Origin of the sequence: Loigolactobacillus bifermentans DSM 20003 (assembly GCF_001434575.1) — a bacterium.
GTDB lineage: Bacteria > Bacillota > Bacilli > Lactobacillales > Lactobacillaceae > Loigolactobacillus > Loigolactobacillus bifermentans.
Window position 1 is genome coordinate 41,668 of record NZ_AZDA01000041.1, and the last position, 8,795, is coordinate 50,462.

9 protein-coding genes and 1 pseudogene are annotated in these 8,795 nt (G+C 45.5%); all 10 read left to right on the plus strand.

Annotated features, from left to right (window positions below):
• The first annotated feature begins 1 nt into the window (after position 1).
• The gene (locus tag FC07_RS05965; RefSeq protein WP_083483219.1) at positions 2–1,099 is read left to right on the plus strand and encodes a DUF917 domain-containing protein; all 1,098 of its coding nucleotides are present in this window, start codon (positions 2–4) and stop codon (positions 1,097–1,099) included.
• 15 nt (positions 1,100–1,114) lie between these two features.
• Positions 1,115–1,924 (plus strand): substrate-binding periplasmic protein, encoded by an 810-nt coding sequence (locus tag FC07_RS05970; RefSeq protein ID WP_057904217.1) that lies wholly within the window; start codon positions 1,115–1,117, stop codon positions 1,922–1,924.
• Positions 1,925–1,942: 18 nt separating this feature from the next.
• Positions 1,943–2,602: an amino acid ABC transporter permease gene (locus FC07_RS05975; protein ID WP_057904218.1), complete on the plus strand. Its 660-nt coding sequence runs from the start codon at positions 1,943–1,945 to the stop codon at positions 2,600–2,602.
• Between the two features lie 4 nt (positions 2,603–2,606).
• Entirely contained in the window at positions 2,607–3,389 is a 783-nt protein-coding gene (locus FC07_RS05980) for an amino acid ABC transporter ATP-binding protein (RefSeq protein WP_057904224.1), read from the plus strand.
• 95 nt (positions 3,390–3,484) lie between these two features.
• Entirely contained in the window at positions 3,485–4,135 is a 651-nt protein-coding gene (locus tag FC07_RS05985; protein ID WP_083483220.1) for an ABC transporter permease, read from the plus strand.
• Between the two features lie 3 nt (positions 4,136–4,138).
• Positions 4,139–5,044, plus strand: a complete 906-nt coding sequence (locus FC07_RS05990; RefSeq protein ID WP_057904219.1) for an ABC transporter substrate-binding protein — start codon at positions 4,139–4,141, stop codon at positions 5,042–5,044.
• Between the two features lie 34 nt (positions 5,045–5,078).
• Positions 5,079–5,837, plus strand: a pseudogene (locus FC07_RS05995) (ABC transporter ATP-binding protein); the annotation flags it as partial.
• 209 nt (positions 5,838–6,046) lie between these two features.
• Positions 6,047–6,679: an ABC transporter permease gene (locus FC07_RS06000; protein ID WP_057904221.1), complete on the plus strand. Its 633-nt coding sequence runs from the start codon at positions 6,047–6,049 to the stop codon at positions 6,677–6,679.
• Between the two features lie 37 nt (positions 6,680–6,716).
• Positions 6,717–8,366 (plus strand): urocanate hydratase, encoded by a 1,650-nt coding sequence (locus tag FC07_RS06005; RefSeq protein ID WP_057904222.1) that lies wholly within the window; start codon positions 6,717–6,719, stop codon positions 8,364–8,366.
• Positions 8,341–8,795 (plus strand): aromatic amino acid lyase (locus tag FC07_RS06010; protein ID WP_162255868.1); only part of this gene is annotated, 455 nt, incomplete at its 3' end. The genes FC07_RS06005 and FC07_RS06010, both read left to right, overlap by 26 nt.

Below are 8,795 nucleotides of genomic sequence, written 5' to 3' on the forward strand. Positions count from 1 at the left end.
AATGCGAATTTTAAATCATGATGATGTTTTAGCAGCTTTAACAGGAGGTTCCATTTACGCTTGTGGTGGCGGTGGTTTTTACGAACATGGCCTGGCCATGGGACATGCCGCCATCACCATTAACAAGGTGAAATTAGTCTCACTGGATGAATTAAACGACGATGATATTGTCATTACTGCAGCGGCAATCGGCGCACCTGGTGGCACCACTGACTGGGAAATGACCGGCCGGGATTATATTAAAGCGGCGCAGTTGTTGATCGACCATTATGATGGCAAAATCGTTGGCTTTGTTGCTGGACAAAACGGAAAATCATCTTCTACGAATGGTTGGTTACCGGCCGCTGCGCTTGATTTAGTGGTCGTTGATGCGTTAGGTGACATTCGGGCCCATCCATCTGGCAAGTTTGGTAACTTTGGTTTAACGTCAGATGAACATTATGAAACGATCGAAGCGGCATCTGGTGGTAAACGTGAAACCGGCAGTCACCTTGAATTAGTGATCAAAGGGAAGCCTGAAAAAACCTCAGAGGTCTTGCGAAAGGCGTCAGATTTATCGGGTGGTTTCTTTGCATCAGCCCGAAATCCGTTAAGCGTGAAGTTCCTTAAGAAAAATGCGGTTGTTGGCGGTTATACCCTGGCAATTGAGCTAGGGGAAGCCGTTTTAAAGGCACAACCGGATGGCCCAGAAGCAGTTTTAGCGGCGATTCTCAAGCAAACTGGTGGCGAAATTGTCGGCAAAGGGAAGGTCACTGAAAATACCGTGGCTTATTCTGAAGAAGGCACTTATGATGTGGGTTATATCAACGTTGAAACCAAAAAAGGCCATGACCTAAAGGCCTATGCGGCAAATGAGTTTATGGCCTTGGAACGTGATGGCGAACGTGTGGGGAACTATCCAGATGTGATCACTATTTTTGATGCAAAGACGATGCAGCCTTTAACCACTAGTGAGATTTCAGTTGGGCAAAAGGTGATCGTTTTCCGAATCGATCGCTCAAAATTTCCATTAAGTGCCGGGGTCTTTGAACGTGCCAATTACCCAGAAATCGAGGCAGCATTAGGCATCGATATTTACAAGTACGTATTTTCAAAATAAAGGTTGGGGAACTGAATGAAATTTAAAAAAGTAATGTTCGTCGCGGCGGTTGCGCTTTTCGGTTTTAGTGCGCTGGCAACAACACAAACGCAGGCGGCCAGTAAAGATACCTCATGGACTTCAGTTAAGCAGTCCAAAACGTTGACAGTTGGGTTATCAGGGGATTATGCACCTTGGCAAACAACATCAACCAGTGGCAAGTTAGGGGGCTATGATGCGGCGGTTGCCCGGCTTGTTGCGAAAGACCTAGGCGTCAAAGTGAAGTTTGCGCCAGGTCAATTTGCGGGGTTGATCCCAGCGCTGAATAACGGTAAAACGGACATTTTGTTTGCCGCATTGCAAGCGACACCGCAACGGAAAAAGACGTTATTGTTATCCAAGCCTTATGCGGCCGATGGCACGGTGGCTGTTGTGAAAAAATCAAATCACAGTATTAAAGCGTTTAAAGATATTAAAGGGAAAACCGTTGGTGCGGGCACAGGTTCTTCTTATTTAACGGATGCGCAAAAAATTAAAGGGACAAAAGCCATTAAAGAATATAAAGCACCAAACGATTCATTTAAGGATTTGAAATTAGGTCGGATCGATGCCGTTTCAATCGGGATCGTGGCTGCAAAGCATTATATTAAAACAGCGCCTGATGGCAAAGAGTTCAAAATCGTCGGGAAGCCTTATCACACTTATGATATTGACCTGGCCTTTAAAAAAGGTAACAAAGCCTTAGCCACAAAGGTCAATCAAGTGATTGCCAAAGAAACAAAAAATGGAACGTTGCAAAAATTACAAAAGAAATATTTAGGCGTTACGGCAGCCAGTCTGCGCTAGAGAAATGTGGTGGCTTTGATGAATTGGCAAATTGTTGAGAAAAATTTACCCACGTTGTTAAATGGGATGGGATTGACCTTATTCATTTCGTTGTTGGCACTGGTCATTGCAACGGTATTTGGCTTTTTAATTGCGTTGATGCGAACGTCGAACCAACCGCTCCTAAGAAGAATTGCCGCAACCTATAACTGGATCGTACGTGGCTTGCCAGTGATGATCTTACTGTTTTTACTGTACTATTCAGCGCCATTTGGGCTGAAGTTATCGGCTTTTTCAGCCGGTTTGCTGGGGTTAACGATCAATGGCAGTGCCTTTATTGCTGAAATTTTCCGTTCAGGTTTTCGGGCAGTCGATCAAGGGCAAATCGAGGCAGGCAAGGCCTTAGGGTATCGTTCTGGACAAATCATGTGGTTCATCAAGCTGCCAGCGATTATCAAAATTATTTCACCGACTTATGTTTCAAATGCCATTGCATTGTTGAAAGAGTCCGCCCAAGTTTCTGTGATCACCGTGCCGGATCTGATGTTAAAAGCATCTAACCTTTATGCAACGACTTATCGGACTTGGGAAACATTGGGCGTCGCCGCCGTTTTATATTTGATACTGTGCAGTCTCTTTATGATTGCGCAGTGGTTATTAGAAAAGAAATACAACACAATGGGAATCACAGTTGGGTGATCGTATGACAGAAAAAATATCGTTACAACATTTATCAAAGACTTATGGCAAACGAGAAATTTTGAAAGACATTAACGTCACCGTTAACGACGGTGAGTTAGTGACCTTGATCGGGCCTTCTGGTAGTGGCAAGTCAACCTTGATTCGTTGTCTCAATTTACTAGAAGCGCCAACCGCAGGCACGCTGACGTTTAATCGTCAAAAAATTGATTACAAACTCAATCGTTTTGGCCAATTAACGCGTAAAAGTGAGGCCCAAGCCGCACAATATCGCACCAAAGTCGGCATGGTTTTTCAGCAGTTTAATTTGTTTCCTAATCGCTCGGTGTTACAAAATTTGATCGATGGGCCACGGCGGATTTTAAAAGTTGACCGCGGTACTTTGGAACAACAAGCGGTGCATTATCTCACCTTAGTGGGGCTGCGTGATTATCAAGCACAATACCCGGCGCAATTATCTGGTGGTCAAAAACAACGGGTGGCGATTGCCCGCGCCTTAATGATGTCGCCCGAAGTCCTGTTATTTGATGAACCCACCTCTGCTTTAGATCCAGAAATGGTCAATGATGTTTTAAGGGTGATGCTGCGGCTTAAACAGGCAGGGATGACGATGGTTGTGGTGACCCATGAAATGGCTTTTACAGAACAGGCCTCAGATCGCGTTTTGTTTTTGGAACAAGGGCAGATCCAGTTTGCTGGCACGCCACAAGCGTTGCAACAAGAACCAGCAACCAGTCGGGTCAAGCAATTTGTCAGTACGTTGGACCATCATTTAGCAGTGTCTTAAATTAAAAAGCTAAGCAGTTTCGTTCACGTAAACAGTGCGCTACAATGAATACCTTAGTTGTCTTTTAAAAAAGATTGAAGGAAAGGCGTTTTTGCATGAAATTCTTAAAACAAGTCGGCGACTATATTCAAATGAATCGTGCTGATTTTGATAAAAATCTGATCATTCATTTGCAATTAAGTTTGATTGCCTTAGTGATCGCCATTGTGATTGCGGTTCCGATTGGCGTTTATGCAGCAAAGCATGCGAAAATCGGTGGGCGCTTGATCGGGCTGTTTAATGCCATTCGGGTGATCCCATCATTGGCGATTTTGGTGCTCGTGTTGCCACTCATGGGCATGGGATTTTACCCAGCGTTACTTGCCTTAACAATTTTGGCGATTCCGCCGATTTTGATCAATACGTACTCGGGTTTACAGCAGATCAATCCAGAGACACTGGAAGCGGCAGCTGGCATGGGCATGGGCAATGCGTATCGCTTGCGTAAGATTGAGTTGCCTTTGGCGGCTTTGCCTGTGATCGCCGGCGTGCGCCTAGCCGCAATTGAAGTCATTAGTTCCGCCACGTTAGCGGCTTTTATCGGCGGTGGCGGTTTAGGCACCTACGTGATGATGGGCATGAGTATGTATGATCCGAGCATTATGCTGGTGGGTGCATTACCCGTCACCGGTATTGCCTTGCTCTCTGAATTATTTTTCTCAGTGATTGAATTTTACTTAAAAAAGAAATATGGAATAGGGGAATAATTGATGAATAAAAAGTTTAAGCACTACCTTACCTCAGCCTTAGTCGCCACATTAGCGGCAGGGTCACTGTTAGCCACTGCAAGCACATCAGCTTCTGCTGCAACCGTTAAAGTTGGTTCGAAAAACTTTACAGAAAACTTGATCATTGGCAAGATCTACCAAGATATTTTAGAACAAAACGGAATTAAAACTAAAGGTAAATTGAATTTATCAGGGACTTTCGTGGCGCAAAATGCCTTGAAAAAAGGCTCGATTGATGTTTATCCAGAATATACAGGGACTGGCTATGTGGACGTGTTGAAACACGATGCCAGCCACAACGATAAAAAGGTCTACAAAACATTGAATAAAAGCTATGCGAAATGGCATTTAACCTGGCTAACCCCTTCAACAGCCAATGATAGCCAAGCTTTGGTGATCACCAAGAAGGCTGCCGATAAATACCATATTAAAACGTTCTCTGATTTAGCGAAAAAGGCCAGCCAATTGCGGTTTGCCACAACGGCTGAGTTCCAAGGTCGTAAAGATGGAATTCAAGGGTTGAAAAAGACGTATGGTGGTTTTAATTTTAAGGCCACATCAACGGTTGATAATGGTGTCCGTTACCAAGCTTTACTTGATAAAAAAGCGGATGTCACCGTTGGGTTTACCACGGATGGGATGTTAGCCAATAAAAAGTTAGTCTTGTTAAAGGACAACAAGCACTTCTATCCAAACTACTACGTGGCCCCTGTGATTCGCCAAGCAACGATCAAAGCCAATCCAAAAGTGAAGACCTTATTAAATAAAGTCAGCGCTAAATTAACCACCAAAGACTTACAAAAGCTAAACGCCAAAGTGGACGTGCATCATGAAAAGTACCAAACAGTGGCGAAGGAATACGTAAAATCTGCTAAATTAGGGGATTAAAACGTCCGTAGCGTAGAAAGGAAGCAAACTTTAGATGACGAATACTCCGATGATTCAGGTCGAAAATGTCTCCAAACGTTTTCCCAAAACCCAGGCTGATGCTGTACAACCCACTTCGTTTACGGTGGCAGCAGGGGAATTTATTACCATTTTAGGGACCTCTGGTTCAGGGAAAACCACTTTGATGAAAATGATCAATCGACTGTATGAACCAACCACTGGTACGATTTATATCAATGGGCAAGACACGCGACAAATGGATGTCAACGTTTTACGTCGGCGTATTGGTTATGTGATCCAACAACACGGTTTGTTTGAGCATTGGACAGTGGCCCAAAATATTGCCACGGTTTGCCAGATCTTAAAATGGGATAAAGCTAAAATTGCCCAGCGGGTGGATGAAACCTTACGCTTGGTCCAACTAGATCCAGACCAATATCGTAATCGGCATCCACATCAATTGTCAGGTGGGGAACAGCAGCGCGTGGGCATCGCCCGAGCGTTAGCGGCGGATCCTGATATTTTATTGATGGATGAACCGTTTGGCGCAGTGGATGCTGTCAATCGGGCCACATTACAAGATGAGATCCAACAAATTCAGCGGCAAACCCATAAAACAATCATTTTTGTGACCCATGATATTGATGAAGCATTGAAATTAGGCGATCGCACGATGCTGTTTCGGAGTGGCGTCATTCAGCAGTTTGCCACGCAAGATGAGCTGTTTTTACAGCCGGCCAATGATTTTGTAGCCGATTTTTTGAAAGTTCACGATCAAGTGACCCAGTGGCGGTACATTCACGCAGGGTCGTTGGTGCAAACTTGGCAGGCAGCAGCTCATACGCCGACCATCGATCCGGTTGCAGCGGATCAGCCGTTAGCGGTTGTGGTGGAACACTTTTTAAAGGCGCCGGCCACCTCTGTGACGGTCGTTGATGTACCGCACCAACGTTGTGGTGAGCTTACCTTGGCCGATCTGGCACGATTAGCGGAGGCACCGTCATGTTAACTTATTTAAGCCATAACTGGGGCATGATTTTAAATTTAACGGGCCAACACATTCTAATTACCGGCTTGACCATCGCAATTGCAACCGTCATTGCCTGGCCACTGGGTTACTTTTTTGCCAGTCATCCGTTGCTAAATCGCTTTATCATGCCGATCCTCAGTCTAATTTATACGATTCCCAGCCTGGCCTTTTTTGTCCTACTGATTCCTTGGTTTGGTTTAGGCCTGGTCCCAGCGCTGATTGCCTTGGTGGCTTATACGCTGTTTGTACTGGTTCGGAATACGATCGTCGGTTACCAACAAGTGGCACCAAGTATTGTTGAAACGGCACGGTCATTAGGCTATAGCCGTTGGGAAGTCTTTTTGAAATTTAAAACACTGTACGCCTTACCAACGATGTTAGCCGGGCTGCGCATTGCCACGACCTCCACGATTGGGATTGCGACGATTGCCAGCTATATCAATGCTGGTGGGTTAGGTACCATGTTGTTTAATGGCCTTAATCAAAATAACTATACCGAAGTTGTGGTGGGGTCGCTCGTGATTTCCTTATTTGCAATTTTAGTGAACTTTGCGTTAGCAGCACTGCAAAATCGTGCTTTAGCGTATATTAACGGAGAACTTTAACTCAAATTAGACTTAATACAAGAAAGCAGGTTTAAAAATGACAATTAAAGCACAACGTGGTCAAACCCTGCGCGCTAAAGGATGGCGCCAAGAAGCCATTTTACGTTTATTAGAAAATAATTTAGAAAATGCTGAAGATCAAGCAAATCTGGTCGTTTACGGGGCGTTAGGAAAGGCCGCCCGAGATTGGCCTGCTTATCAAGGTATCGTCCATGCACTTAAAAATTTAGAAGAAGATGAAACGCTGATCGTTCAGTCAGGCAAGCCCATTGGTGTGCTAAAAACACATCCGGATGCGCCAATCGTGCTGTTGGCCAACTCGAATCTGGTGGGCCATTGGTCCAATGCAGCTGATTGGTACAAACTGTACGATCAAGGGTTAACGGCATGGGGTGGCTTAACAGCAGGTGATTGGCAATATATCGGGTCGCAAGGGGTGGTCCAAGGGACTTATGAGATTTTTAAAATTATTGCGCAAAAGCATTTTCAAGGCAGCTTAGCAGGCCGCTTTATTTTAACAGCCGGATTAGGTGGGATGGGCGGTTCACAGCCGCTGGCAGGGTACATGGCCGATGCGGCGATCTTAGTGGTCGAAGTGAATGAAGCGCACGCCGATAAGCGGATTGCATCTGGTTATTTACAGTATAAGGCGCATTCATTACCAGAAGCCTTAAAATTGATCAACGCTGCGCGAGCTAAAAAAGAGGCGATTTCCGTCGGCTTGATCGGGAATGCCGCCGAAATTTATCAGGCGTTACTTGACCAAAATATCACCCCTGATATTGTCTCTGATCAAACCGCGGCGCAGGATCTATTATACGGCTATATTCCAGAGGGGTATTCATTGGCTCAGGCAGAGGCCGAACGAACCAGTGACCCAGAGAAGTTAGCGGCGGCAGCAGGTCAATCAATTGCCCATGAAGTGCGTTCTGAATTAGAATTTCAACGGCGGGGCAGCATTGTGTTCGATAATGGGAATAATATTCGCACACAGGCGAAAGAGTTTGGCGTAACCGATGCTTTTGACATTCCAATTTTTACAGAAGCCTTTTTACGTGATTTATTTGTGAAAGCCATTGGCCCATTTCGTTGGATCGCGTTATCCGGGGCAGAAGCCGATATTCAGTTGATCGATGATTATTTATTGACTGAGTTTGCGGACAATGAGTTGATCGTTGATTGGATCAAAAAGGCCAATCAGTATGTGCCGTTCCAAGGTTTGCCGGCTCGCATTGGTTGGTTAGGTCACGGTGAACGCACCAAGCTCGCCTTAGCGGTGAATGATTTAGTGGCTCGCGGCAAGTTACAAGCGCCAGTTGCGTTTACCCGTGATCATCTGGATGCAGGCGCCATGGCGCATCCTAATATTATGACTGAAAACTTGAAAGACGGCAGTGACGCGATTGCGGATTGGCCGTTGATCAATGCCATGACCATGGCATCTTCTAAAGCCGACCTGGTGGCCATTCATTCTGGTGGCGGTGGTTATGCCGGCTATATGCAAAGCGCTGGGGTAACGGTTGTCGCAGATGGCACACCGGCAGCAGCTGAACGCTTACGGCTAGCCTTTAACAACGACACGTCCTTAGGCTTGTTGCGCTATGCCGACGCTGGCTATGAGGCCTCATTGACAGAAGTGAAGGAGCGAGGTGTGCGGCGCATTGACACACAACAATTCAAGCAATGAGCTAACGGGCTTTAACCTCACGATTGCCCTGGCACAAAAAATAATTACCGATCAGCAAAAAATCAAGCTTGCGCCAGCTGCCTATCACCGATTAGTCGCTAGCCGCCAGGTGGTGTTACAAACGACGCAACCGGTTTATGGCATGAACACAGGGGTAGGCCAAAATAAAGATCTTGCGATCGCCAATCAAAGCATGGTCAAATTTAACTTAAATTTGGTGAAATCGCACCAAATCAGCATTGGTCGTGCCAGTACGTGGCGGACGAGTAAATTGGTGATGCTGATTCGAATCAGCCAGCTGTTACAAGGGCGGACAGGCCTTAATCCCGAGATCGTGCAATTACTGGTGACGTTATTTAATGCAGATGTGATTCCCCGAATTATTCATACGAGGTTTAATATCGGCATACCGCACAATTTTGGACCAAT

Coding starts and splice junctions, on each gene's coding strand:
- FC07_RS05965 (WP_083483219.1), top strand. CDS start 2: ATGCGAATTTTAAATCATGATGATGTTTTAGCAGCTTTAACAGGAGGT.
- FC07_RS05970 (WP_057904217.1), top strand. CDS start 1,115: ATGAAATTTAAAAAAGTAATGTTCGTCGCGGCGGTTGCGCTTTTCGGT.
- FC07_RS05975 (WP_057904218.1), top strand. CDS start 1,943: ATGAATTGGCAAATTGTTGAGAAAAATTTACCCACGTTGTTAAATGGG.
- FC07_RS05980 (WP_057904224.1), top strand. CDS start 2,607: ATGACAGAAAAAATATCGTTACAACATTTATCAAAGACTTATGGCAAA.
- FC07_RS05985 (WP_083483220.1), top strand. CDS start 3,485: ATGAAATTCTTAAAACAAGTCGGCGACTATATTCAAATGAATCGTGCT.
- FC07_RS05990 (WP_057904219.1), top strand. CDS start 4,139: ATGAATAAAAAGTTTAAGCACTACCTTACCTCAGCCTTAGTCGCCACA.
- FC07_RS06000 (WP_057904221.1), top strand. CDS start 6,047: ATGTTAACTTATTTAAGCCATAACTGGGGCATGATTTTAAATTTAACG.
- FC07_RS06005 (WP_057904222.1), top strand. CDS start 6,717: ATGACAATTAAAGCACAACGTGGTCAAACCCTGCGCGCTAAAGGATGG.